Source organism: Ancylobacter mangrovi (genome assembly GCF_024752335.1).
Classification (GTDB): Bacteria; Pseudomonadota; Alphaproteobacteria; order Rhizobiales; family Xanthobacteraceae; genus Ancylobacter; species Ancylobacter mangrovi.
Genome location: NZ_JANTHY010000003.1, coordinates 115,548 through 141,630 on the forward strand (window position 1 = coordinate 115,548; position 26,083 = coordinate 141,630).

Consider the following 26,083-nt stretch of genomic DNA (forward strand, 5'->3'; position numbering starts at 1 on the left):
CCGCTCGCGGAGAATGAGGCTTTTGTCTATCGGCGAACGAGGGGCGAGGCAATCGCGCGCCCGGCGTCCGGCGCGGCTGGGGGCCCGTCGCGCCCGGCGTCCGCCGGCGACGGGGTGGCGGCGACCGCATTGTCGAGATGGGCGCGCATGAGCTCGGCCGCGCGGCCGGGCTCGCCCGCCTCCAGCGCGGCGATGATGGCGAGATGCTCCTGCACCCAGTCGCGCACGCGGCGGCGATTTGCGTAGCCCTGATATTCGAGCAGGCGGCGCAGCCGGTTCTGCTGCTGCACGCTCTGCACGCAATAGGGATTGCCGCCGAAGCCGGCGAGCGTCTCGTGGAAGCCGGAATCGAGCTCGAACAGGGCGCGCTCGTTCATGCCCGCCTCGCTGGCGAGCGCGTATTCGTGATCGGCGCGCAGGCGCGCCAGCACCGCCGGGTCGGCGCGGAAGCCGGGCAGCCGCAGCGCGGCCGACTCCACCATGCGCCGGAAATCGTAGCTGTTGTGAAGCGCGCGCTCGGAATCCAGCGTCGGCAGGAAGTGCCAGCCCTGCCCCTTGTTGCGCATCACCAGACCCTCGTCCGCCATGCGGGTGAGGGCGCGCAGCATGACGGTGCGGTTGACCTTGTAGCGGCGTGCCAGCTCGGTCTGGGTGAAGGAGTTGGCGAGCGCGCCGGCGAGCCGGTCGCGCAGCAGCGCCGAATAGAAGGCCTCCTCGGGCGTGGAGGGAATCTCCAGCGCGTGCTGGCGGGTGATCCGGTCCCAGGAGACGGCGAGGAAGAAGCCCTGCCGCGGGCGCGCCACCACCACGCCGCGCTGCGCCAGCAGGGAGAGCGCGGCGCGGATCGGCGTGCGCGAGACCGAGAGCTGGGCCGCCAGCCATTCCTCGGTCATGTGGTGGCCGGCCGCGAGGCGGAGCGTGCCGACGAGCCCGAGGATGAGATTGGCGAGGGCGTGGCGGGCCTGGGTCTTGTCGCGGCGCTGCATCATGTTCGCGGGCGTGAGGAGACCGACAGCTTATCGGCCGGCCGCCGGCGCGCAAGCGAGGCGCCCCGGAGGGACTCGGCGGGACCCGCCGCCGGCGCGTCACTGGACGACGGGCGGGATGGGGATTAGACCGCTAGCCATGCGCCCGACCCTCATCATCTTCGACTGCGACGGCGTGCTGATCGACAGCGAGGTTCTCAGCGCCCGCGCGCTGATCGACGAGCTTGCCTGCCATGGCATCGCCGTGGACATGGATTTCGTCGCGCGCCATTTCATCGGCCGGGCCTATCCGGTGGTGCAGGCCGAGGTGCGCGTGCAGTTCGGGCTCGAACTTCCCGCACGGTTCGAGCATGATTACCGGACGCGCCTGCTCGCCCGCTTCGAGACCGAGCTCGCGGCCATGGCCGGCGCGGTCGAGCTGGTCGAGGCGCTGCGCGTCTCCTACTGCGTCGCCACCTCCTCCAGCCCGGCGCGGCTCGCCGCCTCGCTGCGGATCGCCGGGCTCGAGCGGCTGTTCGCCGGCCGCGCCTTCACGGCGAGCGAGGTCGCCCACGGCAAGCCGGCGCCGGACCTGTTCCTGCACGCCGCCGCGCGGATGGGGTTCGACCCCGCCGACTGCGCGGTGGTGGAGGACAGCGTCGCCGGCCTGCGCGCGGGGCTCGCCGCGGGGATGCAGGTGTGGCATTTCACCGGCGGCAGCCACCTCGCCGGGGCGGCATGGGCGCTGCCCGAGGATGTGCGTCCCCATTCCAGCTATGCGAGCTTCGCCGAGCTGAAGGGGGCGATGCCCGATCTGTTCCACCCGCCCGCTGGGGTCGCTAGCCCGGTATGAACCTGCCCATCACCACCGATTCCTCGACCGACGACCAGGCCGCGCGCGCCGCCTGGCTCTACTATGTCGGCGGCCTGACCCAGGACCAGATCGCCAGCGAGATGGGACTGTCGCGCCAGCGCGCGCAGCGGCTCGTCAGCCGCGCCGTGGCGGCCGGGCTGATCCATGTGCGGCTCAACCATCACCTCGCGACCTGCCAGGCGCTGGAATCGGCGCTGCGCGAGCGGTTCGGGCTGGTGCGCTGCCGGGTCATGCCGGGGCTGGGGCCGGACCGCGACCCGGTGCGCTCGATCGCGCCCGCCGCGGCGGAGGAGATGGAGCGCGTGCTGCGCGAGCCGCGCTCGCTGGTCATCGCGCTCGGCACCGGCCGGGCGCTGCGCGGCATGGTGGACGCGCTGGGGCCGGCCGAGGCGCCGCAGCACCGGCTGGTCTCGCTGCTCGGCAACATCGCGCCGGACGGCTCGGCCTCCTTCTTCGAGGTCATCATGCGGCTGGCGGAGAAGGTGCGCGCCCCACACTACCCGATGCCGGTCCCGGTGATGGCCGACAGCGCGGAGGAGAACGCGGCGCTGCAGGCGCTCGGCGTGCTGCGCAAGGTGCGCGACCTCGCGCGCAACGCCGACGTCACCTTCGTCGGCATCGGCCAGATGGGCGACGACGCGCCGCTGCTGACCGACGGCTTCCTGACGCCGGAGGAGCTGCGCGAGATCCAGCAGCTCGGCGCCGCCGGCGAGGTGGCGGGCTGGATCTTCGATGAGGAGGGGCGCTATCTCGACCTCTCGATCAACCGCCGGATGACTGGCGTGCGGGTGCCGGAGACGAGCGCCGACCGGCCGGTAATCGGCATCACGGCGGGTGCGTCCAAGGTCGTAGCCGCCACTGCTGCGCTCAGGTCCGGCATCATCAACGGGCTGGTCACGGACGAGCCGACGGCACGCGGAATTCTGGCGCGCAGCCAATAGGCTGGCGCCGAGGCGCACAGGTTCCGCAGGGGTTACGCACGGTTCCCCGCGGCTTTGCCCGCGCCGTCCCTCGCGCCCGCTGCAGCGATATTACCGGCACGGCGGATCCTTTTACCCCCTTCCCGCGTTCCTCTGGAACGCGCCCTCTGGGCTGGGCGCGCCTTCGCGCCTGCAGCATGGAAGAAGCTTGACGATCCGCGAAACGGTATGAATATTTGCCCACAAGGCGATGAATTGCTCAATTCGCCGTTAGGGAGGAGAGACATGACCGTGACGTTCCGCGCTCTTCTGGGCGTGCCGCTGGTGCTTGCGCTCGCTGGTACGGCCTCGGCTGAGACGACCATCACCGTCGCGACGGTGAACAATGGCGACATGATCCGCATGCAGCGTCTCATGCCGGACTTCTACGCCAAGCATCCCGACATCAAGGTCAACTGGGTGACGCTGGAGGAGAACGTGCTCCGCCAGCGCGTGACCACCGACATCGCCTCCAAGGGCGGCCAGTACGACGTGCTGACCATCGGCAACTACGAAGTGCCGATCTGGGCCAAGCAGAACTGGCTGATGCCGCTCGACAATCTCGGCGCCGACTACGACCAGGCCGACCTGCTGCCGCAGGTGGCCGAGGGCCTGACCGTCGACGGCAAGCTCTACGCCGTGCCGTTCTACGCCGAGAGCTCGATGCTGATGTACCGCACCGACCTGCTCGAGAAGGCCGGGCTGAAGATGCCCGAGAACCCGGACTGGGCGTTCATCACCGAAGCTGCCGCCAAGATGACTGACAAGAAGGACGGCGTGTACGGCATCTGCCTGCGCGGCAAGGCGGGCTGGGGCGAGAACATGGCGTTCATCACCTCGATGAACAATTCCATGGGCGGGCGCTGGTTCGACATGCAGTGGAAGCCGCAGTTCGACAGCCCCGAGTGGAAGAAAACGCTCGAGACCTATCTCGAGCTGATGACCAAGTACGGCCCGCCCGGCGCCTCCTCGAACGGCTTCAACGAGAACCTCGCGCTGTTCCAGACCGGCAAGTGCGGCATGTGGATCGACGCCACTGTCGCCGCCTCCTTCATCTCCGACCCGAAGGAATCGAAGGTCGCCGACAAGGTCGGCTTCGCGCCGGCGCCGGTGCGCAAGGGCGGCGAGAACCACGGCAACTGGCTGTGGTCGTGGAACCTCGCGATCCCCGCGACGACCTCGAAGGCCGACGCCGCCAAGACCTTCGTCGCCTGGGCGACCTCGCCGGCCTATACCGAGCTGGTGGCGCAGAAGGACGGCATCGCCAATGTGCCGCCCGGCACCCGCACCTCGCTCTACAAGAACCCGGAATATCTGAAGGTCGCGCCCTTCGCGAAGATGACTCTCACCGCCATCCAGTCGGCGAACACGCAGCATCCTTCCGACCAGGACGTGCCCTATACGGGCGGGCAGTTCGTGGCGATCCCCGAATTCCAGGCGATCGGCACCGCGGTCGGCCAGCAGTTCTCCGCCGCGCTCGCCGGCCGGGCCTCGGCCGCCCAGGCGCTCGGCGCCGCCCAGGCGGTGACGACGCGCGAGATGCAGCGCGCCGGCTATCCCAAGTAGGACCGGCCATCGATATGGGCCCGGTTCCCTCGGGAACCGGCCCGGAACACCATCGAAGGGGCGGCTGAACCTCAGGTTCGCCCGCCCCGCGCCGGGGGGCACCGGACGCGGTCGGGGGCGAGCGGCCCGCCAACCGCGGTGAACTCGACCGATCGCGCTTCCGCTGCCCTGCCGCGCCCTGTCCGTTGCCTGCATGTCCGCGGCGAACGCCGCCCGCGGCCTGCTCCAGCCAAGGTGGCCATTCCCATGGCGACGCAAGCCTCCCGCGCAGCAGGCCGGCTCATGCTTTCCCCGGCGGTCGTCCTGCTGTTCCTGTGGATGATCGTGCCGCTCGGCATGACCGTCTATTTCTCGTTCCTGCGCTTCAACCTGCTGATGCCGGGAACGAACGACTTCACCGGGTTCGAGAACTACTACTACTTCTTCACCGACCCCTCCTTCTGGCCGGCGCTGGTCAACACGCTGATCCTCGTCTTCGGCGTGCTGGCGATCACCGTCATCGGCGGGGTCGGGCTCGCGGTGCTGCTCGACCAGCCCATGTGGGGCCAGGGCATCGTGCGGATCATGGTGATCGCGCCGTTCTTCGTCATGCCGAGCGTGTCCGCGCTGGTGTGGAAGAACATGCTGATGAACCCGGTCAACGGGCTGTTCGCCGCCATCGCGCGCGGGCTCGGGCTCAGGCCGTTCGACTTCTTCGCCGACGCGCCGCTGGCCTCGATCATCGCCATCGTCGCCTGGCAGTGGCTGCCCTTCGCCACGCTGATCCTGTTCACGGCGATGCAGAGCCTCGACCGCGAGCAGATGGAAGCGGCGGAGATGGACGGGGCAGGGCCGGTCTGGCGCTTCGTGCACCTGACCATCCCGCACCTGATGCGCGCCATCACCGTGGTCGTGCTGATCCAGACCATCTTCCTGCTCTCGGTGTTCGCCGAGATCCTGGTGACCACCAATGGCGGCCCGGGCACCGCCTCCACCACGCTGACCTTCCTCGTCTACGTGCAGTCCATGCTGCAGTTCGACGTCGGGCTCGGCTCCGCCGGCGGCATCGTCGCCGTCATCCTCGCCAACATCGTCGCGATCTTCCTGATGCGGATGATCGGCAAGAACCTGGAGGCATGAGATGGCGCGCGAGGCAACCAAGGGCCGCAAGGCCGTGCTCACCGTGGTCGCCTGGGGCATCGGGCTGCTGATCTTCTTCCCGATCCTGTGGACCGTGATCACTTCGTTCAAGACCGAGGCCGAGGCGATCGCCTCGCCCCCGGCCTTCGTTGACTTTCACTGGACGCTGGAGAACTACACCACCGTCAACCAGCGCTCGGACTACCTGCTGCACTTCTGGAACTCGGTGGTGATCTCGATCGGCTCGACGCTGGCCGGTCTCGTCATCGCCGTGCCGGCCGCATGGTCGATGGCCTTCGTGCCGGGCCGGCGGACCAAGGACCTCTTGATGTGGATGCTCTCCACCAAGATGCTGCCGGCGGTGGGCGTGCTGGTGCCGATCTATCTGCTGGCCCGCGACACCGGCCTGCTCGACAGCAGGATCGGCCTCGTCATCGTGCTGACCATGGTCAACCTGCCGATCATCGTCTGGATGCTCTACACCTACTTCAAGGAGATCCCCGGCGAGATCCTGGAGGCCGCGCGGATGGACGGGGCGACGCTGTCCTCGGAGATCCTCTACGTGCTGACGCCGATGGCGGTGCCGGGCATCGCCTCGACGCTGCTGCTCAACGTCATTCTCGCCTGGAACGAGAGCTTCTGGACGCTGAATCTCACCGCCGCCAACGCGGCCCCGCTCACGGCCTTCATCGCCAGCTATTCGAGCCCGGAAGGGCTCTTCTACGCCAAGCTGTCGGCCGCCAGCACCATGGCCATCGCACCGATCATGATTCTGGGCTGGTTCAGCCAGAAGCAGCTCGTGCGCGGCCTGACCTTCGGCGCCGTGAAATAGGGGGGAAAGAACCATGGGCGAAATCGTCCTGTCCCAGGTCAAGAAGTCGTTCGGCGGCGTGTCGATCATCAAGGGCATCGACCTCACCATTCCCGATGGCGAGTTCGTGGTCTTCGTCGGCCCGTCGGGATGCGGAAAGTCGACCCTGCTGCGCCTGATCGCCGGGCTCGAGGACACCACCTCGGGCACCATCTCGATCGGCGGGCACGACGCGACCCACCTGCCGCCCGCCCGCCGCGGGCTGGCGATGGTGTTCCAGAGCTACGCGCTCTACCCGCACATGACAGTGCGCAAGAACATCGCCTTCCCGCTGCGCATGGCCGGCGTGCCGGCCGAGGAGCAGACGCGCAAGGTGGAGGCGGCGGCGAAGGTGCTGAACCTCACCGCCTATCTCGACCGCCGGCCGAGCCAGCTTTCCGGCGGCCAGCGCCAGCGCGTCGCCATCGGCCGCGCCATCGTGCGCGAGCCGGACGCGTTCCTGTTCGACGAGCCGCTGTCCAATCTCGACGCGGCGCTGCGCGTGTCGATGCGGCAGGAGATCTCCGAGCTGCACCAGTCGCTGCGCACGACCATGATCTACGTCACCCACGACCAGGTCGAGGCCATGACCATGGCCGACCGGATCGTGGTGCTCAATGCGGGCCAGATCGAGCAGGTCGGCAGCCCGCTGGAGCTCTACCGCACGCCGGCCAACCTGTTCGTCGCCGGCTTCATCGGCAGCCCGAAGATGAACTTCGTCGAGGGCGCCGAGGCGAAGAAGCACGGCGCGCACACGATCGGCATCCGGCCCGAGCATATCGACATCGGCGCGGACGGGCCATGGAAGGGCAAGGTCGGGCTCTGCGAGCATCTCGGCTCCGACACCTTCCTGAAGGTCGATGTCGAGGGCATCGGCCAGATCAACGTCCGCGCCGGCGGCGAGGTGAGGCTGCGCTTCGGCGACCCCATCGGCCTCGCGCCGCAGCAGGACAAGCTCCATCGCTTCGACAGTGCCGGGAAGGCCATCTAGATGAGTACGACGCTGCCTGCCGTATCGCTCCCCGCCTATGACCGCGCGCAGCTCACGCCCGGCATCGTCCATATCGGCCTCGGCAATTTCCATCGCGCGCACCAGGCGGTCTATCTCGACGACCTGTTCGCGCTCGGCGAGGGCCATGACTGGGCCATCATCGGCGCCGGCGTGCGCCCGGCCGACGCGGCGATGCGCGACGCGCTGAAGGCGCAGGACTGCCTCTCCACCGTGATCGAGCTCGACCCGACCGGCAAGCGCGCGCGCCGGGTCGGCGCCATGATCGACTTCATCCCGGTGGAGACGGGCAACGGCGCGCTGATCGCCGCCATGTCGCAGCCGGAAATCCGCATCGTCAGCCTGACGGTGACCGAGGGCGGCTATTTCATGGACCATGCCGGCCGGCTCGACACCGGCGCGGCCGAGATCGCCGCCGACGCCGCCGATCCCGAGGCGCCGGGGACCGCCTTCGGCGCCATCCTCGCCGCGCTGAAGGCGCGCCGCGCCGCCGGCATCCCCCCCTTCACCGTGATGTCGTGCGACAACCTGCCGGGCAACGGCAACGTCACGCGGCAGGTGGTGGTCGGGCTGGCGCGGCTGTCCGATCCCGCCTTCGCCGACTGGGTCGACGCCCATGTGGCGTTCCCCAACGCCATGGTCGACCGCATCACCCCCGCCACCGGCGAGCGCGAGCGCGCCATGGCGCTGGCGTTCGGGCTCGACGACCCGGTGCCGGTCACCTGCGAGCCGTTCCGGCAATGGGTGCTGGAGGACGATTTCCCCGCCGGGCGGCCGGCGCTGGAGAAGGTCGGCGTCGTCTTCACCCAGCACGTCCATGCCTATGAGACGATGAAGATCCGCATCCTCAATGGCGGGCACGCGCTGATCGCCTATCCCGCCGGGCTGATGGATGTCGACCTCGTGCACGAGGCGATGGCCGAGCCGCTGGTCGCCGCCTTCCTCGAGAAGGTCGAGCGCGAGGAGATCATCCCCATCGTGCCGCCGGTGCCGGACACCGACCTCGACGCCTATTACCAGGTGATCCGCGAGCGCTTCGCGAACCCGGAAGTGGCGGACACGGTGCGCCGGCTCTGCCTCGACGGCTCGAACCGGCAGCCCAAGTTCATCGTCCCCTCGATCCGCGACAACCGCGCGGCCGGGCGCCTGCCGCGCGGGCTCATCCTCGGCACCGCGCTGTGGTGCCGCTATTGCGCCGGCACCACCGATTCCGGCACCGTCATCGCGCCGAACGACCCGAACTGGGAGGCGCTGACCGCGCGCGCCCGGGAGGCGCGGCAGAACCCGGCGGCCTGGCTCGCCATGGGCGAGGTCTATGGCGACCTCGGCGCCGACGAGGAGGTGGTCGCGGCCTTCGCCGAGGCGCTGGATGCGCTGTGGACGAATGGTGCGCGCGCCGTGCTGACCGAGTATCTCGAGGGCTGACGCCCCCACAACGGTAGCGCCGCCCCAAGGGCCGGCGCCGCCCTCCCGCGGCAGGGACAGGAAACATGCCCGAGCCTTCTTCGCCGACCCCGTCCTCCCCGCCGGTCATCCTGTGCGCCGGCGAGGCGCTGATCGACATGGTGCCCCGGCAGATCGCGGAGGGTCAGGCCTTCCTGCCGCTGCCCGGCGGATCGGTGTTCAACACCGCCATCGCCAGCGCCCGGCTCGGCACCCGGACCTTCTTCTGGTACGGGCTCTCGACCGACATGTTCGGCGACCAGCTTCGCGATGCGCTTGCCGCGGCGGGGGTCGACACGCGGCTGTGCGAGGCGGTCGACCGGCCGAGCACGCTCGCCTTCGTCACTTTGTCGGAGGGGCAGGCGCGCTATCTCTTCCTCGACGAGAACACCGCCGGGCGCATGCTCACCCCGGCCGACCTGCCGGAGATGCCGGCGGAGGTCGGGGCGCTGTTCGTCGGCGGCATCAGCCTGGTCGGCGAGCCGGTCGGCTCCACCATGGAGGCGCTGGCGGCCAAGGTGGCGGCGGACGGGATGGGCCGCCTCATCATGCTCGACCCCAACATCAGGCCGGGCTTCATCCGCGACGAGGCGACCTATCGCGCGCGGATCGGCCGCCTGATCCGGCTCGCCCATGTGGTGAAGCTCTCGGACGAGGATCTGTTCTGGCTGACCGGGGCAGGCGATCTCGCCGCGCAGGCGCGCAAGGTGCAGGCGCTGGGGCCGCGCCTAGTGCTGGTGACGCTGGGCGGGCGCGGTGCGCGCGCCTTCGGCGAGGGGCTCGACGTCGAGGTTCCGGCGCCCGCGGTCACCGTCGCCGACACGGTCGGGGCCGGCGACACCTTCAATGCCGGCTTCCTCTCGGCGCTGGCCGAGCAGGGCGCGCTTATCCCCACCGGGCTGGCGGGAATGAGCGCCGATGCGCTGCGTGCGGCGCTCGACTTCGCCGTGCGCGCCGCGGCGGTCTCGGTCACGCGGGCGGGGGCCAACCCGCCCTGGCGGCACGAACTCGGCTGAGCGGGGAGGGCCGGCACGGGCAATTTCCGCCGCGCCGGCCGCGTTCTTCCGGCGTCCCGGGTCAGCCGGCGAACTGGGCGAGCAGTTTCTTGTCGACCTTGCAGATGTAGGTGTATTTCGGGTTCACCACCTGGGTGCAGCGCGCCTCGGCGATCTGGCCGAGCAGCATGTAGGCCTCCGGCGCGGGGATGCCGTAATCGTCCTCCAGCCAGTAGATCATCTCCTGGAAGGCGATGCGCATCGCGTCCTCGAGCGGGCGGGCGCAGCCGAGCGTGCAGATATGCGTCGGCGTGTCGATGCGCGGATGGCCGAGGCGCTTCGGCGCCGGCTTCAGCGAGACCTTCACGGTGAGGGTGGCGGCGATCTCGATGGCGCCCATGCCGTTGGCCTCGCCGTCGCCCTGCAGCGCGTGGCAGTCGCCGAGGAACAGGTGCGCGCCCTCGTGATTGACGCGGAACATCACCGTGTTGCCAGGCGTGATCTCCTGCACGTCGAGATTGCCGCCATGCGGGCCGTTGTCGACGGTGAGCACCGCGCCCGCCACCGGGGCGACGCCGGCGACGCCGATCATCGGGCGCACCGGCAGCTTCACCTTGTCGCTCCAGTGCACCACGCCGTCGTTCACCTCGACCACGCGGGTGAGGCGGCCGAACTCCTTCTGGCGCACCCAGTCCGGGAACATGCCGACGCCGGGCCACAGCGCGGTGAAGCCGAGCGTGTCGAGCTCCATGCCGACGATCTCCAGCACCAGCATGTCGCCGGGCTTCGCGCCCTTCACCTCGATCGGCCCGGTCGCGCCGTTGACGAAGGGAAAGGTGACGTCCGCCTCCGTGAGCTGCTGACCCACATGGCGGATCGTGCCGTCATTGGCGTTGATCGCGGCTTCGACGATGAAGGTCTCGCCCGGCTCGACGCTGGCGATGAAGCCGTCATTCGCCGACAAGGCGTATTTGATGTTGTCGGCCTTGCTGACACGTTGGGTCATGGTCACTCCACGAGGCACTGAAAGAAAGTGGGCGGCGTCGCCTCAGGCAAGGCGGCGCCAGGGCATGAGAAGACGCTCGACCTTGCCGACCACGAAGGTCAGCAGGAGCGCGAGCACGATGGTCGCCACCAGCGCGGCGAACACTTTCGGGATGATGTAGAGCGAGCCGGCCTTGAAGATGGCGTGGCCGAGCCCCTCGGAGGAGGACATGAACTCGCCGACGATGGCGCCGATCAGCGCGAAGCCGACGGTGAGCTTCAGCCCGGCGAAGATGTCGGTGAGCGAGGCGGGCACCACCAGCTTGCGGAAGATCTGGAACTTCGAGGCGCCGAGCGTGCGCATCAGGTTGATCTGGTCCGGGTCCACCCCGACCGCGCCCTTGTAGGAGGTCACCAGCGCGACGATCACCACCGAGAGCGTCGACATGGCAATCTTCGACATCAGCCCGGTGCCGAACCAGATGATGATGATCGGCGCCAGCGCGATGATCGGGATCGAGCCGAGCGCGATGACGAAGGGCTCGATGACGCGCGAGACGAAGCGCGAATACCACAGCGACAGGCCGATCAGCGTGCCGATGACGTTGCCCACGGCGAAGCCGAGCAGCGTCTCCATGCCGGTCACGTAGCTGTCGCGCCACAGGCTGCCGTCCTGCGCCATGGCGATGAGGAAGCCGGCGATCGCGGTCGGCGAGCCGAACATGAAGGCGGCCTGCTTGTCGAAGACCGTCATGTACTCCCAGAACGCCAGGAAGGCGGCGAGCACGACGATCTGCGTCGCGACGACCAGCGCCGTCAGGCGCAGGCGCGAGGAGCGCCGGGCCGAGACCACTGGCGCGGGCGGCGCCGCGGAGGCGTCGGGCAGCGGGCCGGCGGGGGGCGCGTCGTAGCGGGCGGAACTGTCCATGGCCGTTCGCTCCCTATTGCCGGCCGACGTCGAGGTCGGCCCAGATGCGGCGGACATAGTTGGAGAAGCCCGCGCTCTCACGCGCGGCGATCATGTCGGTGCGCTCGGTGCCGAGCTCGATCTCGTAGACCGCCTTCACCCGCGTCGGGCGCTTGGAGAGCACGATCACCCGGTCGGCGAGCGAGACCGCCTCCTCGATATCGTGGGTGATGAGCAGCACCGAGCGGCGGCTCTCGCGCACCAGCTTGGCGGTGTCGCTCTCGATCAGCAGCTTGGTCTGGAAGTCGAGCGCGGCGAAGGGCTCGTCGAGCAGCAGCACGTCGGGCTCGTTCACCAGCGTGCGCGCGAGCGCCACGCGCTGGCGCATGCCGCCCGACAGCGTGGAGGGATAATGCTCGGCGAAGCCGTGCAGGCCGAGCTGGTCGAGCATCACATGGCTGCGCTCCTCGGCATCGGACAGGCCGACGCCGCGGATCTCCAGCCCCAGCATCACGTTCTTCAGCGCCGTGCGCCAGGGCAGCAGCAGGTCCTTCTGCAGCATGTAGCCGACGCCGGCGGGCTGGCCGGCGATGTCGCGCCCGTGCCAGCGTATGCGCCCGGTATCGGCGGTGATGAGCCCGCACAGCGTGTTGAGCAGGGTGGTCTTGCCGCAGCCCGAGGGGCCGACGATGGCGACGATCTCGCCCTCGTCCAGCGTCAGCGACAGGTCGCCGATGACGGGCACGATGCGCCCGTCCGCGTCGTAGCTCTTGGCGACGTGCTCGACCACGAGGGGCGGCGCGCCGGCGGGGGCGCCATTGGCGGCGCCCGCTCCGGCGGCGTGGTTGGGGGAACGCACCATGCTCACCCGAGCTGCTTGATCGCCTTCTCCGCGAAGGAGTTGTCGATGATCTGGTCGAAGCTGATCGTGCCCTTGATGTTCTTCAGGTAGAGCTGCATGTCCATCAGGTTCTGCCACTGGTCCTTCTTGGTGATGACGGACTGGGCCGGGATCAGGTACTTCAGCTCGGCGTCGATCGCCTTGTCGACGACGTCGCCCGGCAGGTCCGGGAATTCGGCGCGGGCCACCTTCTTGGAGAAGTCCGGGTCGGCATAGGTCTTGCGCGAGGCGGCCTCGAAGGAGGTGACCAGCGCCTGCACCATCTCCGGATCGTTCTTGATCGTGCTCGGCAGCACCATGATGCCGGTGTTGCAGAACGGGCCGATATAGTTCGAGAAGTCGAACACGACCTTGGCGCCCTGCGATTCCGCCGCGGCGACGCTCGGCTGGTAGGCGACGGCCATGTCGGCCTGGCCGGCGAGCATGGCGGCGATCTCGGTGCCCGGGTTCACCGTCACGATGGTGACGTCCTCGCCCAGCTTGAGGCCGGCCTGCTCGACCATGCGCTTGGTCACCGAGTAGTTGGTGTTCGGCTCGGGCGAGGTCACGACCTTCTTGCCCTTGAGGTCCTTCGGGTCGGTGAAGGGCTCCATGGTCTTCGACACGCCGAAATAGTGGGCGCGCTGCACCACCGTGCCGACCACCTCGCCCGGCCCGCCATTCTCGCGCGAGATCACCGCCATGGTGGCGTCGCCGATGGCGAAGTCGGCCGAGCCGCCGAGCACGGCCGCGAAGGTCTGGGTGTCGCCGCCGGCGGCGGAGACCTTCATGTCGAGACCGTTCTTCTCGAAGATCCCGTCATGCATGCCGACATAGAGGTTGATGTAGCCCAGATTGTGCACCGCCTCGCTGAAATTGACCGTCTTCAGCGTCGCCGCGCGCGCGGACCGGCTGACATAGGGCGCGGCGATCAGGCCGCCGGCGGCCAGCGCCGAGGTTTTCAGAAAGCCGCGACGATCAAGGCCGCTGCGCATGAAGCTGGACATCGGGTCGTTCTCCACATTCCTGGAAGGGCATATGCCTTGGGAAATTAGGAGAAAGCCTCGCCCGCTCGTCCTCAAGTCGAAATAGATCGCAGGAGATGCCCTCGCCATCGGCATGTATCGGCGGTGCTGCCAAAGTGACGCCTTTGACATTTTCGCTGCACAGTTTGCACGCCCCGGCCTGTGCGCCGGGCCGGCAGCATGGCGCATTTATCCGCGCGCCCCGCCCATTATGGCGCTTTTGACATTTGGGCCGCCCAACAAAAGGGCGCCGCCCTCAGCGGGTGATGCGCACGGAGGCGAAGCGCCCCACCACGGCGCCGCCGCAGCGCTCGGCCGCCAGCATGGAGGCGCGCCCCGGCTGCAGCCGGGTGTCGCTGCGCGCCGCGCGCTCGGGCAGATGCAGCATCTCGCCGGGGAGGGGCGCGTGCAGGCGCTCGGACAGGTTGCTGACCAGCGAGCGCAGCCGGCGGTTTTCCGCCTCCAGCTCCTTCATCTGCATCACGGCCGGGGCCGTCAGCCCGCCGAAACGCCGGCGCCAGCGGTAGAAGGTGCGCAGGGAGACCTGGGCGGTGCGGCAGATCTCGCCGACCGGGACCCCGGAATCGGCTTCGCGCAGGAGGTGGATGATTTCGCTGTCGGTGAATTGCGAACGTCGCATCGGATCGCCCTCGGAAGGTGTTGACGGATCGGATGACGGTCGGCCCTCGCGCGAGGACGATCTCCCCCTGTGCCTGCCCGGTTGACGATACGCGCGGCGGCCGTCAGCCGCACATTGTGTGGGCATGCGTTTATCGTGAGCAGCACTATAGCCGATCGGCTCGTTAAGTGAATGCTCAATCGTTGCCGCACCGGCCGATCCGGGCCTTGCGCGTGCACGGCCGCCGCCGGTGCCGGGGCACGGGACGGCGGCGCGTCCGGGCGAGGCGGGGCAGGCCCGGCGACAGGGATGACAATAGTGCCAGAAAGTGCCGCAGCGGGACGCGGTTGGCGCCGCTTTGGGCAGGGCTGAACATTATATGAAGTTGCGCCCGCGCCGTAGCTCAACAGAATTCGCGGCATCTTCGAACATTGAGGTGTCGTCCATGGTCAAGATCTCGCGGCGTTCACTCCTGCAGGCGAGCGGCCTTGCCGTTGCAGGGCTCGCCTCTCCCGCCATCCTGCGCAGCGCGCAGGCACAGTCCGGCCCGGTCAAGCTCGGCTGCCTGTTCTCCTCCTCCGGCACCATGGCCAATCTCGAGGGCCGCCTGAACTACGTGGTGAAGATGGCGGCCGACGAGATCAACGCCAAGGGCGGCGTCAACGGGCGCACCATCGAGGTGATGGTGTCCGACCCGGCCTCCGACTGGCCGCTCTACGCCCAGACCGCCAAGCAGATGCTGCAGCAGGAGAAGGCCGCGGCGCTGTTCGGCTGCTGGACCTCGGTGTCGCGCAAGACCGTGCTGCCGGTGGTCGAGCAGGAGAAGGGCCTGCTGTACTACCCGCTGCATTTCGAGGGCGACGAGAACTCCAAGAACGTCGTCTATGTGAACTCCCCGCCGGCGAGCTCGGTGCTGCCCGCGGTCGACTACCTGATGAGCGACGACGGCGTCTCGGCCAAGCGCTTCTTCATGCTCGGCTCGGACTATGTGTGGCCGCGCACCATCAACAAGCAGCTCAAGGGCTACTGGAAGACCAAGGGCATCACCGAGAGCGCCTGGAAAGAGGAATACGTCCCCTTCGGCTTCTCCAACTTCCAGACCCTGGTGAACCAGATCCGCGCCTTCGCCGACGAGGGCGGCGGGCAGCCGATCGTGGTGCTGACCGTGGTCGGCTCCTCGATCCCGGACTTCCTGCGCGAATTCGCCAACCAGGGCATCCTCGCCACCGACATCCCGGTGCTCGGCCTCGACATGGTGGAGGCCGACCTCGAGGGCCTCGACACCCAGAAGCTGGTCGGCCACCTGAACTGCTGGGCGTATCTGCAGAACGCCAAGGGTCCGGCCAACCAGACCTTCCTGAAGAACTGGGCGGACTATGTGAAGGCCAACAACGTGCCCTTCAGCGCTGACGTCTCGATCGACCCGATGGTGTCGGCCTACGACTCGGTGCATCTGTGGGCGATGGCGGCGCAGAAGGCGGGTTCGTTCGACGTGCCGGAGGTCACCAAGGCGTTCGACGGTCTGACGTTCGACTGCCCGTCGGGCTACAAGATCTCCATGACCGGCGAGAACAACTACGTCGCGCGCGGCGTGTTCATCGGCTCGGTCAACGACAAGCAGGGCTTCGACGTGCTCTGGCAGTCGGAAGGCACGCCGAAGCCGGTGCCGTTCAGCCCCTACAGCTGATCCCCCGGCATTCCCGCAACATGAAGGGGCGGCCGTCCTGTCCGGGGCGGCCGTCTTGATGGCCTGATGAGCTTCTGGCGCCTGCCGATCCTCCTGTCCTGCCTCCTGCTGCTGGTGTCCGGTGCCCAGGCGGCGCCGCTCGACCGCGCCGCGCTCGTCGCCGACCTGTGCGGCGATGCGGGGCAGATGGGGCAGGCGGGCACGGCGCTGCTCGACGTGGCGGCGAACGGCAGCGCGGAGGACCGCGCCTGGGCGGCGCCGCTCGCCGGGGCGGTGCTGGCGCGCGGCCTCGCCTGCGACGAGGAGGGCGCGGTGCTGGCGGAAGCCGGGCTCGACGCGCTCACCCGCGCCCCGCGCGAGCCGGGCGAGAAGGCGCGCAAGCCGCTCGCCAGCCTCAAGAACCGCTCCGTGTTCCAGCTCGCCGATGCCGCGCTCGCTCTGCGCAGCGCGAGCGCGGTCGGCGCGCGCGAGGCGGCGCTCAAGACGCTGGAGCGCAAGCCGTCGCAGATCCCCGACGGGCTCCTCGAGGCGGCCGCGGCCAGCGAGACCGATGCCGGCCTGCGCGAGCAGATCGACGCGCTGGCGCAGACCGCCGCGCTCAACGCCTCGGATCCCGCCGCCCGCATCCGGGCGCTGGCGAGCATCGCGGAGAACCCCAGCCGCCGGGCGCTGACCAAAGTCTCGGCGCTCACCAGCGATCCCGCCTACGCCTCCAACGAGGACTTCCGGCGGGCGGTGGATGCGGCGAGCGCGCGGATCGAGCGCGGCATCGCCATCGGCGACGCGCTGGCGACGCTCTATAACGGGCTGAGCTTCGCCTCGATCCTGTTCATGGCGGCGATCGGCCTCGCCATCATCTTCGGGCTGATGGGGGTCATCAACCTCGCCCAGGGCGAGCTGATCATGATCGGCGCCTATGTCACCTGGCTGGTGCAGCAGGGGCTGCGCTACGCCGCGCCCTCGCTGCTCGACTGGTACCTCGTGCTCGCGATCCCGGCCGCCTTCCTCGTCACCGCCGCCATCGGCATCGCCATCGAGGTCTCGCTGCTGCGCCATCTCTACCGGCGCCCGCTGATGAGCCTGCTCGCCACCTGGGCGGTGAGCCTGTTCCTGATCAACCTGGTGCGGGTCGTGTTCGGCACCCAGAACCTGCAGTTCGAGACGCCGTTCTACGTCTCCGGCGGGGTGCCGGTGATCGGCGACTTCATCTTCACCTGGAACCGCATGTTCGCGATTGCCTTCGCGATCGTCACGCTCACCCTGACCTGGCTCGTGGTGCGCAAGACGCCGCTCGGGCTCAACATCCGGGCGGTGACGCAGAACCGCGACATGGCGGCCTGCATCGGCATTCCCACCCGGCGCGTCGACATGATGGCGTTCGGGCTCGGCTCCGGGCTCGCGGGTCTCGCCGGGCTCGCCCTGTCGCCGATCTATTCGGTGAACCCGCAAATGGGGCAGAACTTCATCATCGACAGCTTCATGGTGGTGGTGCTCGGCGGGGTCGGCACCATCGCCGGAACCGTTGTCGCCGCGCTCGGCATCGGGCAGATCAACGTGCTGATCGAGCCGCTCTGGGGGGCGGTTGCGGCCAAGGTGATCGTGCTGCTGATGATCATCGCCTTCCTGCAATGGCGGCCCGAGGGCCTGTTCGCGGTGAAGGGGCGGCGCAAATGAAACGCTGGACCGCGGACTGGCCCTTCCTCGGCCTCGTCGGGCTGCTCGTCGCGGTGGCTCTGGCGATGGCGCTGTTCGCCGGCACGCCGTTCGGCCTGTCGCGCTACCTCGCCAACGCGATCGGCCAGCTCGCCGCCTTCGCGGTGCTGGCGCTCTCGCTCGACCTCATCTGGGGGTATCTCGGCATATTGTCGCTCGGCCACGGCCTGTTCTTCGCCGTCGGCGGCTATGTCGTCGCCATGTACCTCCTGAAGCACTCCTTCGTGGTGACGGGCACGGTGCCGGACTTCCTCCAGTTCATGGGCTGGAAGGACTTCCCCTTCTACTGGGCGGGCTTCGATTTCTTCCCCTATGCGCTGCTGGCGGCGGTCGTCGTCACGCTGCTGATCGCCGGCGTGTTCGGCTACGTCTCGTTCCGCTCGCGGGTGAGCGGGGTCTATTTCGCCATCATCACCCAGGCGCTGGTCTATGTGGCGATGCTGCTGATGTTCCGGAACGACACCGGTTTCGGCGGCAATAACGGCATGACCGGCTTCACCGTCATGTTCGGCTGGCCGATGGGCACCAGCGGCATGATCACCGGGCTCGCCGTGGCCTCGCTGGTGGTGCTGGCCGGCGTGCTGGTCGGGTGCCGCTGGCTGGTCGGCAGCCGCTTCGGCGCGCTGATGCTGGCGACGCGCGACGACGAGACCCGCCTGCGCACGCTCGGCTACGAGACGCTGCGGCTCAAGCTCACCGTCTGGTGCCTGTCCGCCGTGATCGCGATGATCGCCGGCATGCTCTACGTGCCGCAGGTCGGCATCATCAACCCGCGCCTGCTCTCGCCGGAGCTGTCGCTGGAGATCGCGGTGTGGGTGGCGATCGGCGGGCGCGGCCATCTGGTCGGCGCGGTGATCGGGGCGCTGCTCGTCAACGCGGTGAAGTTCTGGCTTTCCTCGGCGGCGCCGGACGTGTGGCCCTTCATCCTCTCCGGCCTCATCGTGCTGGTGGTGCTGGTGTTCCCCAACGGGCTGATCGACCTCGCCCGGCTGAAGCTGGTGCGCCCCATGGGGCCGAAGCGGATCGCGGCCGAAGTCGGGGAGGCGCGCTGATGGCGATGACCGCGCTTCTCGTCGACGGCCTGAGCGTGCGCTTCGGCAGCTTCCAGGCGATCGACGACCTCTCGCTTGCCATCGACTATGGCGAGGTGCGCGCGGTGATCGGCCCCAACGGGGCGGGCAAGACGACGCTGCTCGACGTCATTTCCGGTATCACCCGGCCGAAGCAGGGGCGGGTGCTGTTCGACGGCGCGCACGAGATCCTCGGCCGCAGCGAGGCGGCGATCGCGCGGGCGGGCATCCGCCGCAAGTTCCAGAAGCCGAGCGTGTTCGAGGGGCTGAGCGTGCGCCAGCACATCGCCATCGGCGCCGATGTCGGCTTCCGCAGCCGGCTCGACACGCCTGCGCTGGAAGACCGCGTCGGCGAGGTGCTGGAGACGGTACGGCTCGCCGACAAGGCGGACGCGCTCGCCGGCGCGCTCAGCCACGGCCAGAAGCAGTGGCTGGAGATCGGCATGGTGCTCGCCTCCGAGCCCAAGGTGCTGATGCTCGACGAGCCGGTCGCCGGCCTCACCGACGAGGAGACCGAGCGCACGGCAAGCCTGGTGCGCGCGCTGAAGCGTCCGGACCGGGCGATAGTGGTCGTCGAGCACGACATGGATTTCGTCGAGCGCATCGCCGACCGGGTGACGGTGCTGCACGAGGGGCGCACGCTGTTCGAAGGCTCGATGGACAGGGTGCGGGCGGACCCGGCGGTGGTCGAGGTCTATCTGGGGCGCTGAACATGCAGTTTCGCATCGAAGAGCTCGACCAGCATTACGGCTCGGCCCAGGTGCTGCGCCATGTCGGCTTCGGCATCGCGCCGGGCGAGTGCCTCGCCGTGCTCGGGCGCAACGGGGCGGGCAAGACCACGCTCCTGCGCTGCATCATGGGCTTGCTCGCGCCCACCTCCGGCCGGGTGCTGCTGGACGGGCAGGACATCACCGGCTGGTCGCCGCACCGGCGCTCGCGCGCCGGCATCGCCTATGTTCCGCAGGGGCGCGAGATCTTCTCCGAGCTCACCATCGGCGAGAACATCGAGGCCGCCGCCCGCGCCCACGGCACCTATGGCACCGGGGTGGTGGAGGAGGCGGTGAGCCTGTTTCCGGTGCTGCGCGAGATGTGGAAGCGCTCGGGCGGCGCGCTCTCGGGCGGCCAGCAGCAGCAGCTCGCCATCGCCCGCGCCCTCGTCACCCGCCCACGGCTCCTCATCCTCGACGAGCCGACCGAGGGTATCCAGCCCAACATCGTCGCCGCCATCGGCGAGGTGCTGCGCGCGCTGAAGGGGCGGATGTCGATCCTGCTGGTCGAGCAGTATCTCGACTTCGCGATCGCCACCGCCGACGCGTTCGTGGTGCTGTCGCGCGGCGCGGTCGTGGAGACCGGCCGAGCCGAGGTAATGAACCGGGAGAACCTCACCCGCTTCATCGCCGTCTGATCCTCGTTTTTTGCCCACCGCATCGGGAGTTACGCATGTCGCGCCGCTTTGAAATCCCCTCCACGCCGGAGAACATGGTCTGGGGCTATCTCGACAGCTCGACCCCGCCGATCCTGGAGGTGAGCTCCGGCGACGTGGTGACGCTGCATTCCTTCCCCGCCGGCGGCAAGGAGACGCTGCCCGACAACCTTCCCGTCCCCGAGGACTACGCGCTGGCGCTGGACACGCTGCCGCAGGGCGCGGGCCCGCACTTCATCACCGGGCCGGTATTCGTGAAGGACGCCCGGCCCGGGGACGTGCTGCAGGTCGACATCCTCGACGTGAAGGTGCGCCAGGACTGGGGCTTCGTCTCCATCCTGCCGCTGCTCGGCACGCTGCCGGACGACTTCACCGACTACGAGACCATCCACCCGGTGGTCGACCATGCGCGCAATGTCTGCGTCATGCCCTGGGGCACGGAGATCCCGCTCGACCCGTTCTTCGGCATCATCGCCACCGCCCCGCCGCCGGCCTGGGGGCGCTGCGGTTCGCCGGTGCCGCGCGCGTTCGGCGGCAACATGGACAACAAGGAGCTGCGCGCGGGCACCACGCTCTATCTGCCGGTGTTCAACGAGGGCGCGCTGTTCTTTGCCGGCGACGGCCACGGCGTGCAGGGCGACGGCGAGGTGTGCATCACGGCGCTGGAGACAGGCGTCACCGGCACCTTCCGGCTGACGCTGCGCAAGGACATGGAGCTCGACTGGCCGTTCGCCGAGAGCGCGACCCATCTCATCTCAATCGGCCTCGACGAGGACCTCGACGACGCCGCCAAGCAGGCGACGCGCCAGATGGTCAAGCATATCTGCGAGCGCACCAACCTCTCGCGCAACCAGGCCTACATGCTCTGCTCGCTGGCGGGGAACCTGCGGGTGACGCAGCTCGTCGACGGCAACAAGGGCATCCACATGATGCTGCCGAAGTCGCTGCTCTGAGGAAGTCGCTGCTCTGAGGAGGGCGCGGCTCGCGCGGGTGCCGGGACTCCGGCCCGCGTGAGGCGCGACGGCGCCGTGCGCCGCCCACAGGCCGGCGGTGCCGAGGTCGGGGGGCGTGGCGCGGGCGGGCCGGGCTGACTATGGTCTCGCTTCCCGAAGCGATTCCGTGTTGCGCATGACCGACAGCTCTTCCCTCGCCGCCCGCCTTGCCCGCCAGATCGCCGACGAGATCGGCGCGCGGCCCCCGCAGGCGGCCGCCGCCATCGCCCTGCTCGACGAGGGGGCCACCATTCCCTTCATCGCGCGCTACCGCAAGGAGGCGACCGGCGGGCTCGACGACACCCAGCTCCGCCTGCTCGGCGAGCGGCTGATCTATCTGCGCGAGCTGGAGGCGCGGCGCGGCGCGATCCTCGAATCCGTGCGCCAGCAGGGCAAGCTGACCGACGAGCTCGAGGCGGCGATCGCCGGGGCGGCGACCAAGGCCGAGCTCGAGGACATCTACCTGCCGTTCAAGCCGAAGCGCCGGAACCGGGCCGACATCGCCCGCGAGCGCGGCCTCGGCCCGCTGGCCGAGGCGATCCTGGCGGACCGCGCGCAGGTGCCGGCGGAGCTCGCCAAGACCTATCTCACCGACGAGGTGCCGGACGCGAAGAGCGCGCTGGAAGGCGCGCGCGACATCCTCTCCGAGCAGTTCGCCCAGAATGCGGAGCTGATCGGCCGGCTGCGCGGCTACCTGAAGGCCAATGCCAGCCTGCGCGCGCGTGTGGTCGACGGCAAGCAGGAGGCGGGCGCCAAGTTCTCCGACTATTTCGACCATGTGGAGCGCTGGGCGAACGTGCCGAGCCACCGCGCGCTCGCCATGTTGCGCGGGCGCAACGAGGAGGTGCTGGCGCTGGAGATCGAGGCGGATGCGGACGATCCCGCGCCGGTGAAGCCGGCGGTGCGGATGATCGCCGAGGCCTACGACATCGGCGCGCGGCTGCCGGGCGACGCCTGGCTGATGGAGGTGGCCGGCTGGACCTGGCGGGTCAAGCTCGCGCTCCATCTGTCGATCGACCTCATGACCGAACTGCGGATGCGGGCGGAGACCGAGGCCATCAACGTCTTCGCGCGCAACCTCAAGGATCTGCTGCTCGCCGCGCCGGCCGGCTCGCGGGCGACGATGGGGCTCGATCCGGGCATCCGCACCGGCGTCAAGGTGGCGGTGGTGGACGGCACCGGCAAGCTGGTGACGACGACCACCGTCTATCCCTTCCCGCCGAAGAACGATTTGCGCGGCACGCAGGGCGAGCTCGCGAGCCTGATCCGCCGGCACGGCGTCGAGCTGGTGGCGATCGGCAACGGCACCGGCAGCCGCGAGACCGAGAAGCTGGTGGCCGAGATGCTCGCCGACATGCCGCCGCCCAAGCCGATCAAGGTGGTGGTCTCGGAGGCCGGCGCCTCGGTCTATTCGGCCTCGGAGGCGGCGGCCGCCGAGTTCCCCGGCCTCGACGTCTCGCTGCGGGGCGCGGTCTCGATCGCAAGGCGGCTGCAGGACCCGCTCGCCGAACTGGTGAAGATCGAGCCGAAGTCGATCGGCGTCGGCCAGTACCAGCACGATGTCGACCAGTATCACCTGGCGCGCGCGCTCGACGGCGTGGTCGAGGACGCGGTAAACGCGGTCGGCGTCGACCTCAACACAGCTTCCGCCTCGCTGCTGGCGCGGGTGTCGGGCCTCGGCGCCTCGCTTGCCGAGGCGGTGGTGGCGCATCGCGACGCCAACGGCCCCTTCGCCAGCCGCCGCCAGCTTCTCGACGTGGCGCGGCTCGGCCCGCGCACCTTCGAGCAGTGCGCCGGCTTCCTGCGCATCCGCGACGGTTCCGAGCCGCTCGACGCCTCGGCCGTGCATCCCGAGGCCTATGGCGTGGCGCGCCGGATCGTCGCCGCCTGCGGGCGCGACCTGCGCACGCTGATGGGCGACAGCGCGGCGTTGGGGGCGGTGGACCCGCGTGCCTTCGCCGATGAGCGCTTCGGCCTGCCGACGGTGCGCGATATCATCGCCGAGCTGGAAAAGCCGGGCCGCGACCCGCGCCCGGCCTTCCGCACTGCGACCTTCGCCGAGGACGTCTCGGAGATGAAGGACCTCAAGCCCGGCATGGAGCTGGAGGGTACGGTGACGAACGTCGCCGCCTTCGGCGCCTTCGTCGACATCGGCGTGCATCAGGACGGGCTGGTGCACGTCTCCCAGCTCGCCGACCGCTTCGTGAAGGACGCCCATGAGGTGGTGAAGGTCGGCGACGTGGTGAAGGTGCGGGTGCTGGATATCGACCTGAAGCGCAAGCGCATCGCCCTCTCCATGCGCCGCGAGGCCGGCGGGCCGGCCGGGCGGGACGCGCCCGGGCGCGGCGCCCGCGAGGAGCGGGGCAAGCCGGGCGGCGTCCGCCCACCCGCCAAGGCGCCGGCACGCGAGCCGCAGGGCGCGCTCGGCGCCGCGCTGATGGACGCGCTGAAGCGGCGGTAAAAAGTCGAGGGGCTTGTAGTTGGCCGGCTACAAATGGTCAGTGCGGCGAGCCTTCCTTCGCCGCCTGATGGTATTTGCGGCGGATCTCGTCGATATCGACGCTCGGCTCGGGCAGTTGCAGCTTCATGTCGTCGAGCGTCGCCTCGATGATGCTGGAGACCGCGAGGTTGCGGAACCATTTGTGGTTGGAGGGGATGACGTACCACGGCGCGTGCGCCGTCGAGCACTTCTCCAGCATGTCCTCATAGGCCTCGATGTACTGGTTCCAGCAGGCGCGCTCGGTGTAGTCGGATTCGCTGATCTTCCATTGCCGCGCCGGGTCGTCGAGGCGCTGGCGGAAGCGCTCGAGCTGTTCCTCGGGCGTGATGTAGAGGAAGAATTTGAGGATGGTGACGCCGGCATTGGCGAGCGTCGTCTCGAAGGCGTTGATGGTGTCGTAATAGGTCGACCAGACCGGCTTCGGCGCCAGCTCGTGCACCCGCACCACCAGCACGTTCTCGTAATGCGACCGGTTGAACACGGCGACCTGGCCGAGCCCGGGCGCGAAGGGATGCACGCGCCACAGGAAATCGTGCCGCAGCTCCTGCTCGGTCGGCTGCTTGAAGCTCTTCACATAGGTGCCGAGCGGGTTCATCGCTGCCATGACGTGCCAGCAGGTGCCGTCCTTGCCGGCAGCGTCGATGCCCTGCAGCACCACCAGCAGCGCGTGCTTCTTCTCGGCGAACAGCTTCTGCTGCAGCTCGGCGAGGCGTGCCACCTTGCGCGCGAGGTCCTCCTTGGCGTGCTCGGCGGAGGCATAGTCGCCGTGGAAGGAGGCGTCGACGTCCTTCAGCCTGATCCGGGTGCCGGGCTCGACGACGAATTTCTTGCGCAGGCTCATGCGGCCCTCCTCGCTGCGGGACGTCAGCGACGTTTCCCGCCATCTTAACCGCGCAGGCTGAAGCCGGGATCGAGGAAAAACCGCATCCGGTCGGCGGCAGTCTCGGCCCCGTACACGAAGAGATGACTCCGGCGTTGCCCTCGCTGGCGTCGCGGCACGTTCGGATCGGGAAGACAGGGCGGCAGAAAGGACTACCTTGCGGCCAGCAATTCTGTCCGTTCGACCGCGACATCAAGGGTGCTTCATGTCTCCCACCTCCGCTTCCCCCTCCTCCGCCATCAGTGCTTCCGCCGCCGGCTCGTTCCGCATCGGCGGCGAGCGGGCGGTCCATCGTCTCGGCTTCGGCGCCATGCGCCTGACCGGCCCCGGCATCTGGGGCGAGCCGGCCGACCGCGCCGAGGCGCTGCGCACGCTGAAGGCGCTGCCCGAGCTCGGCGTCGACTTCATCGACACCGCCGATTCCTACGGTCCCGAAGTGTCGGAGAAGCTGATCCGCGAGGCGCTGCATCCCTATGAGGGGCTGTTCGTCGCCACCAAGGGCGGGCTGCTGCGGCCGGGACCGAGCGTCTGGACGCCCAACGGCAAGCCCGACTACCTGATCGGCCAGGCCCATCGCAGCCGCGAGCTGCTCGGCGTCGAGCGGATCGACCTGTGGCAGCTCCACCGCATCGACCCGGCGGTGCCGCGCGACGAGCAGTTTGCGGCGGTGCGCCAGCTCCTCGACGAGGGCGTGATCCGCTTCGCCGGCCTCAGCGAGGTCTCGGTCGAGGACATCGAGGCGGCGCGTAAGGTCTTTCCCGTCGCCACGGTGCAGAACCGCTACAATCTCGCCGACCGTGCCAGCGAGGCGGTGCTGGACTATTGCGAGCGCAACGCCATCGGCTTCATCCCGTGGTTCCCGCTCGCGGCCGGCGATCTCGCCCGTCCCGGCGGCGTGGTTGACGCGCTGGCTCACAAATACGCGGCGAGCCCGGGCCAGATCGCGCTCGCCTGGGTGCTGAAGCGCAGCCCGGTGATGCTGCCGATCCCGGGCACCTCGAAGCGGGCGCATCTGGAAGAGAACGTCGCGGCGGCCTCGATCGCGCTCTCCGAAGAGGATTTCGCCGGCTTGAGCGCGCTCGCTCGTCCCTGAGCGCGAGCGGGCCGCCGCAGCGTGCTGCGGCCCGCATTCGTTGAAGCTGAAGGAAACAGCCCATGTCCCGTCCGCCCCTTCCCCCCTTCACCGAGGAGAGCGCGACCGAGAAGGTCCGCCTCGCCGAGGACGGCTGGAACAGCCGCGACCCGGCCAAGGTGTCGCTGGCCTATACGGTCGACAGCGCCTGGCGCAACCGCGCCGAATTCGTCAACGGCCGCGAAGCGATCGTCGCCTTCCTCACCCGCAAATGGGCGCGCGAGCTGGACTATCGCCTGATCAAGGAATTATGGGCGTTCACCGGCAACCGCATCGCGGTGCGCTTCGCCTATGAGTTCCATGACGACAGCGGCACCTGGTTCCGCGCCTATGGCAACGAGAACTGGGAGTTCGACGAGGACGGGCTGATGCGCCGGCGCCTCGCCTCCATCAACGAGCATCCGATTGCGGAGAGCGAGCGCAAGTTCCACTGGCCGCTCGGCCGGCGGCCGGACGAGCACCCCGGCCTCAGCGATTTCGGCTTCTGAGCC

The 26,083-nt window shown here is 69.0% G+C and carries 24 protein-coding genes; 17 read left to right on the forward strand and 7 right to left on the reverse strand.

Annotation, left to right across the window (positions count from 1 at the left end):
- Positions 1–26 precede the first annotated feature (26 nt).
- Positions 27–989 carry a GntR family transcriptional regulator gene (locus NVS83_RS10270; RefSeq protein ID WP_258739215.1) on the reverse strand — a complete coding sequence of 321 codons (963 nt, stop codon included), beginning with the start codon at positions 987–989 and terminating at the stop codon, positions 27–29.
- 136 nt (positions 990–1,125) lie between these two features.
- On the opposite strand from NVS83_RS10270, the gene NVS83_RS10275 reads away from it, so the two are divergent.
- From NVS83_RS10275 to NVS83_RS10310, 8 genes are all read left to right on the forward strand, one after another.
- Positions 1,126–1,818 (forward strand): HAD family hydrolase, encoded by a 693-nt coding sequence (locus NVS83_RS10275; RefSeq protein ID WP_258739216.1) that lies wholly within the window; start codon positions 1,126–1,128, stop codon positions 1,816–1,818.
- Positions 1,815–2,780 (forward strand): sugar-binding transcriptional regulator, encoded by a 966-nt coding sequence (locus NVS83_RS10280; protein WP_258739217.1) that lies wholly within the window; start codon positions 1,815–1,817, stop codon positions 2,778–2,780. Before NVS83_RS10275 ends, NVS83_RS10280 begins: the two co-directional genes overlap by 4 nt.
- A gap of 270 nt (positions 2,781–3,050) precedes the next feature.
- Positions 3,051–4,364 carry an ABC transporter substrate-binding protein gene (locus NVS83_RS10285; protein ID WP_374114564.1) on the forward strand — a complete coding sequence of 438 codons (1,314 nt, stop codon included), beginning with the start codon at positions 3,051–3,053 and terminating at the stop codon, positions 4,362–4,364.
- Positions 4,365–4,610: 246 nt separating this feature from the next.
- The gene (locus NVS83_RS10290; RefSeq protein WP_258739218.1) at positions 4,611–5,483 is read left to right on the forward strand and encodes a carbohydrate ABC transporter permease; all 873 of its coding nucleotides are present in this window, start codon (positions 4,611–4,613) and stop codon (positions 5,481–5,483) included.
- A gap of 1 nt (position 5,484) precedes the next feature.
- Positions 5,485–6,315: a carbohydrate ABC transporter permease gene (locus NVS83_RS10295; RefSeq protein WP_258732929.1), complete on the forward strand. Its 831-nt coding sequence runs from the start codon at positions 5,485–5,487 to the stop codon at positions 6,313–6,315.
- Positions 6,316–6,328: 13 nt separating this feature from the next.
- A complete protein-coding gene (locus NVS83_RS10300; protein ID WP_258739219.1) occupies positions 6,329–7,324 on the forward strand; it encodes an ABC transporter ATP-binding protein in 996 nt (331 codons plus the stop codon).
- On the forward strand, positions 7,325–8,767 hold the full coding sequence (locus NVS83_RS10305) for a mannitol dehydrogenase family protein (protein ID WP_258739220.1): 1,443 nt from the start codon (positions 7,325–7,327) through the stop codon (positions 8,765–8,767). It begins immediately after the preceding gene.
- A gap of 65 nt (positions 8,768–8,832) precedes the next feature.
- Entirely contained in the window at positions 8,833–9,801 is a 969-nt protein-coding gene (locus NVS83_RS10310; protein WP_258739221.1) for a carbohydrate kinase family protein, read from the forward strand.
- Between the two features lie 61 nt (positions 9,802–9,862).
- On the opposite strand, the gene NVS83_RS10315 is transcribed toward NVS83_RS10310, so the two are convergent.
- The 5 genes from NVS83_RS10315 to NVS83_RS10335 form a co-directional block, all read right to left on the reverse strand.
- Positions 9,863–10,786 carry an acetamidase/formamidase family protein gene (locus NVS83_RS10315; protein WP_258739222.1) on the reverse strand — a complete coding sequence of 308 codons (924 nt, stop codon included), beginning with the start codon at positions 10,784–10,786 and terminating at the stop codon, positions 9,863–9,865.
- 42 nt (positions 10,787–10,828) lie between these two features.
- Positions 10,829–11,692, reverse strand: a complete 864-nt coding sequence (locus tag NVS83_RS10320) for an ABC transporter permease (protein WP_258739223.1) — start codon at positions 11,690–11,692, stop codon at positions 10,829–10,831.
- Between the two features lie 13 nt (positions 11,693–11,705).
- Positions 11,706–12,533 carry an ABC transporter ATP-binding protein gene (locus tag NVS83_RS10325; protein ID WP_258739224.1) on the reverse strand — a complete coding sequence of 276 codons (828 nt, stop codon included), beginning with the start codon at positions 12,531–12,533 and terminating at the stop codon, positions 11,706–11,708.
- A 2-nt stretch (positions 12,534–12,535) separates the two neighbouring features.
- Positions 12,536–13,558, reverse strand: a complete 1,023-nt coding sequence (locus NVS83_RS10330) for an ABC transporter substrate-binding protein (protein ID WP_258739225.1) — start codon at positions 13,556–13,558, stop codon at positions 12,536–12,538.
- Between the two features lie 274 nt (positions 13,559–13,832).
- Positions 13,833–14,216 carry a transposase gene (locus NVS83_RS10335; protein ID WP_258739226.1) on the reverse strand — a complete coding sequence of 128 codons (384 nt, stop codon included), beginning with the start codon at positions 14,214–14,216 and terminating at the stop codon, positions 13,833–13,835.
- Positions 14,217–14,640: 424 nt separating this feature from the next.
- Between NVS83_RS10335 and NVS83_RS10340 the strand changes: the two genes are divergently transcribed.
- The 7 genes from NVS83_RS10340 (at position 14,641) to NVS83_RS10370 (ending at position 23,541) form a co-directional block, all read left to right on the forward strand.
- Positions 14,641–15,882 (forward strand): transporter substrate-binding protein, encoded by a 1,242-nt coding sequence (locus NVS83_RS10340; RefSeq protein WP_258739227.1) that lies wholly within the window; start codon positions 14,641–14,643, stop codon positions 15,880–15,882.
- A gap of 66 nt (positions 15,883–15,948) precedes the next feature.
- Complete coding sequence (urtB, locus tag NVS83_RS10345) at positions 15,949–17,556, forward strand: urea ABC transporter permease subunit UrtB (RefSeq protein WP_258739228.1); 1,608 nt, start codon at positions 15,949–15,951, stop codon at positions 17,554–17,556.
- Positions 17,553–18,647, forward strand: coding sequence for an urea ABC transporter permease subunit UrtC (gene urtC, locus NVS83_RS10350; protein WP_258739229.1), 1,095 nt, complete (start codon positions 17,553–17,555; stop codon positions 18,645–18,647). The genes urtB and urtC overlap by 4 nt, the downstream gene beginning before the upstream one ends.
- Positions 18,647–19,375, forward strand: a complete 729-nt coding sequence (gene urtD / locus NVS83_RS10355) for an urea ABC transporter ATP-binding protein UrtD (protein ID WP_258739230.1) — start codon at positions 18,647–18,649, stop codon at positions 19,373–19,375. Before urtC ends, urtD begins: the two co-directional genes overlap by 1 nt.
- Positions 19,376–19,377: 2 nt before the next feature.
- Complete coding sequence (gene urtE, locus NVS83_RS10360; RefSeq protein ID WP_258739231.1) at positions 19,378–20,070, forward strand: urea ABC transporter ATP-binding subunit UrtE; 693 nt, start codon at positions 19,378–19,380, stop codon at positions 20,068–20,070.
- A 35-nt stretch (positions 20,071–20,105) separates the two neighbouring features.
- Positions 20,106–21,041 (forward strand): acetamidase/formamidase family protein, encoded by a 936-nt coding sequence (locus NVS83_RS10365; protein WP_258732915.1) that lies wholly within the window; start codon positions 20,106–20,108, stop codon positions 21,039–21,041.
- Positions 21,042–21,216: 175 nt separating this feature from the next.
- The gene (locus tag NVS83_RS10370) at positions 21,217–23,541 is read left to right on the forward strand and encodes a Tex family protein (RefSeq protein WP_258739232.1); all 2,325 of its coding nucleotides are present in this window, start codon (positions 21,217–21,219) and stop codon (positions 23,539–23,541) included.
- 37 nt (positions 23,542–23,578) lie between these two features.
- Here the strand turns inward: NVS83_RS10370 and NVS83_RS10375 are convergent, their stop codons facing one another.
- Positions 23,579–24,421 (reverse strand): PPK2 family polyphosphate kinase, encoded by an 843-nt coding sequence (locus NVS83_RS10375; protein ID WP_258739233.1) that lies wholly within the window; start codon positions 24,419–24,421, stop codon positions 23,579–23,581.
- A gap of 244 nt (positions 24,422–24,665) precedes the next feature.
- On the opposite strand from NVS83_RS10375, the gene NVS83_RS10380 reads away from it, so the two are divergent.
- A complete protein-coding gene (locus tag NVS83_RS10380) occupies positions 24,666–25,553 on the forward strand; it encodes an aldo/keto reductase (protein WP_258739234.1) in 888 nt (295 codons plus the stop codon).
- Between the two features lie 62 nt (positions 25,554–25,615).
- A complete protein-coding gene (locus NVS83_RS10385) occupies positions 25,616–26,080 on the forward strand; it encodes a nuclear transport factor 2 family protein (RefSeq protein WP_258739235.1) in 465 nt (154 codons plus the stop codon).
- Positions 26,081–26,083: the final 3 nt, after the last annotated feature.

Bases quoted from the DNA above. Each gene is read 5' to 3' on its own strand.
- urtD (WP_258739230.1), top strand. From the start codon at position 18,647: ATGGCGATGACCGCGCTTCTCGTCGACGGCCTGAGCGTGCGCTTCGGC.
- NVS83_RS10275 (WP_258739216.1), top strand. From the start codon at position 1,126: ATGCGCCCGACCCTCATCATCTTCGACTGCGACGGCGTGCTGATCGAC.
- NVS83_RS10380 (WP_258739234.1), top strand. From the start codon at position 24,666: ATGTCTCCCACCTCCGCTTCCCCCTCCTCCGCCATCAGTGCTTCCGCC.
- urtE (WP_258739231.1), top strand. From the start codon at position 19,378: ATGCAGTTTCGCATCGAAGAGCTCGACCAGCATTACGGCTCGGCCCAG.
- NVS83_RS10325 (WP_258739224.1), bottom strand. From the start codon at position 12,533: ATGGTGCGTTCCCCCAACCACGCCGCCGGAGCGGGCGCCGCCAATGGC.
- urtC (WP_258739229.1), top strand. From the start codon at position 17,553: ATGAAACGCTGGACCGCGGACTGGCCCTTCCTCGGCCTCGTCGGGCTG.
- NVS83_RS10370 (WP_258739232.1), top strand. From the start codon at position 21,217: ATGACCGACAGCTCTTCCCTCGCCGCCCGCCTTGCCCGCCAGATCGCC.
- NVS83_RS10270 (WP_258739215.1), bottom strand. From the start codon at position 989: ATGATGCAGCGCCGCGACAAGACCCAGGCCCGCCACGCCCTCGCCAAT.
- NVS83_RS10385 (WP_258739235.1), top strand. From the start codon at position 25,616: ATGTCCCGTCCGCCCCTTCCCCCCTTCACCGAGGAGAGCGCGACCGAG.
- NVS83_RS10300 (WP_258739219.1), top strand. From the start codon at position 6,329: ATGGGCGAAATCGTCCTGTCCCAGGTCAAGAAGTCGTTCGGCGGCGTG.
- NVS83_RS10290 (WP_258739218.1), top strand. From the start codon at position 4,611: ATGGCGACGCAAGCCTCCCGCGCAGCAGGCCGGCTCATGCTTTCCCCG.
- NVS83_RS10315 (WP_258739222.1), bottom strand. From the start codon at position 10,786: ATGACCCAACGTGTCAGCAAGGCCGACAACATCAAATACGCCTTGTCG.
- NVS83_RS10280 (WP_258739217.1), top strand. From the start codon at position 1,815: ATGAACCTGCCCATCACCACCGATTCCTCGACCGACGACCAGGCCGCG.
- NVS83_RS10320 (WP_258739223.1), bottom strand. From the start codon at position 11,692: ATGGACAGTTCCGCCCGCTACGACGCGCCCCCCGCCGGCCCGCTGCCC.
- NVS83_RS10330 (WP_258739225.1), bottom strand. From the start codon at position 13,558: ATGTCCAGCTTCATGCGCAGCGGCCTTGATCGTCGCGGCTTTCTGAAA.
- NVS83_RS10305 (WP_258739220.1), top strand. From the start codon at position 7,325: ATGAGTACGACGCTGCCTGCCGTATCGCTCCCCGCCTATGACCGCGCG.
- NVS83_RS10375 (WP_258739233.1), bottom strand. From the start codon at position 24,421: ATGAGCCTGCGCAAGAAATTCGTCGTCGAGCCCGGCACCCGGATCAGG.
- NVS83_RS10335 (WP_258739226.1), bottom strand. From the start codon at position 14,216: ATGCGACGTTCGCAATTCACCGACAGCGAAATCATCCACCTCCTGCGC.
- NVS83_RS10295 (WP_258732929.1), top strand. From the start codon at position 5,485: ATGGCGCGCGAGGCAACCAAGGGCCGCAAGGCCGTGCTCACCGTGGTC.
- NVS83_RS10340 (WP_258739227.1), top strand. From the start codon at position 14,641: ATGGTCAAGATCTCGCGGCGTTCACTCCTGCAGGCGAGCGGCCTTGCC.
- NVS83_RS10365 (WP_258732915.1), top strand. From the start codon at position 20,106: ATGTCGCGCCGCTTTGAAATCCCCTCCACGCCGGAGAACATGGTCTGG.
- urtB (WP_258739228.1), top strand. From the start codon at position 15,949: ATGAGCTTCTGGCGCCTGCCGATCCTCCTGTCCTGCCTCCTGCTGCTG.
- NVS83_RS10310 (WP_258739221.1), top strand. From the start codon at position 8,833: ATGCCCGAGCCTTCTTCGCCGACCCCGTCCTCCCCGCCGGTCATCCTG.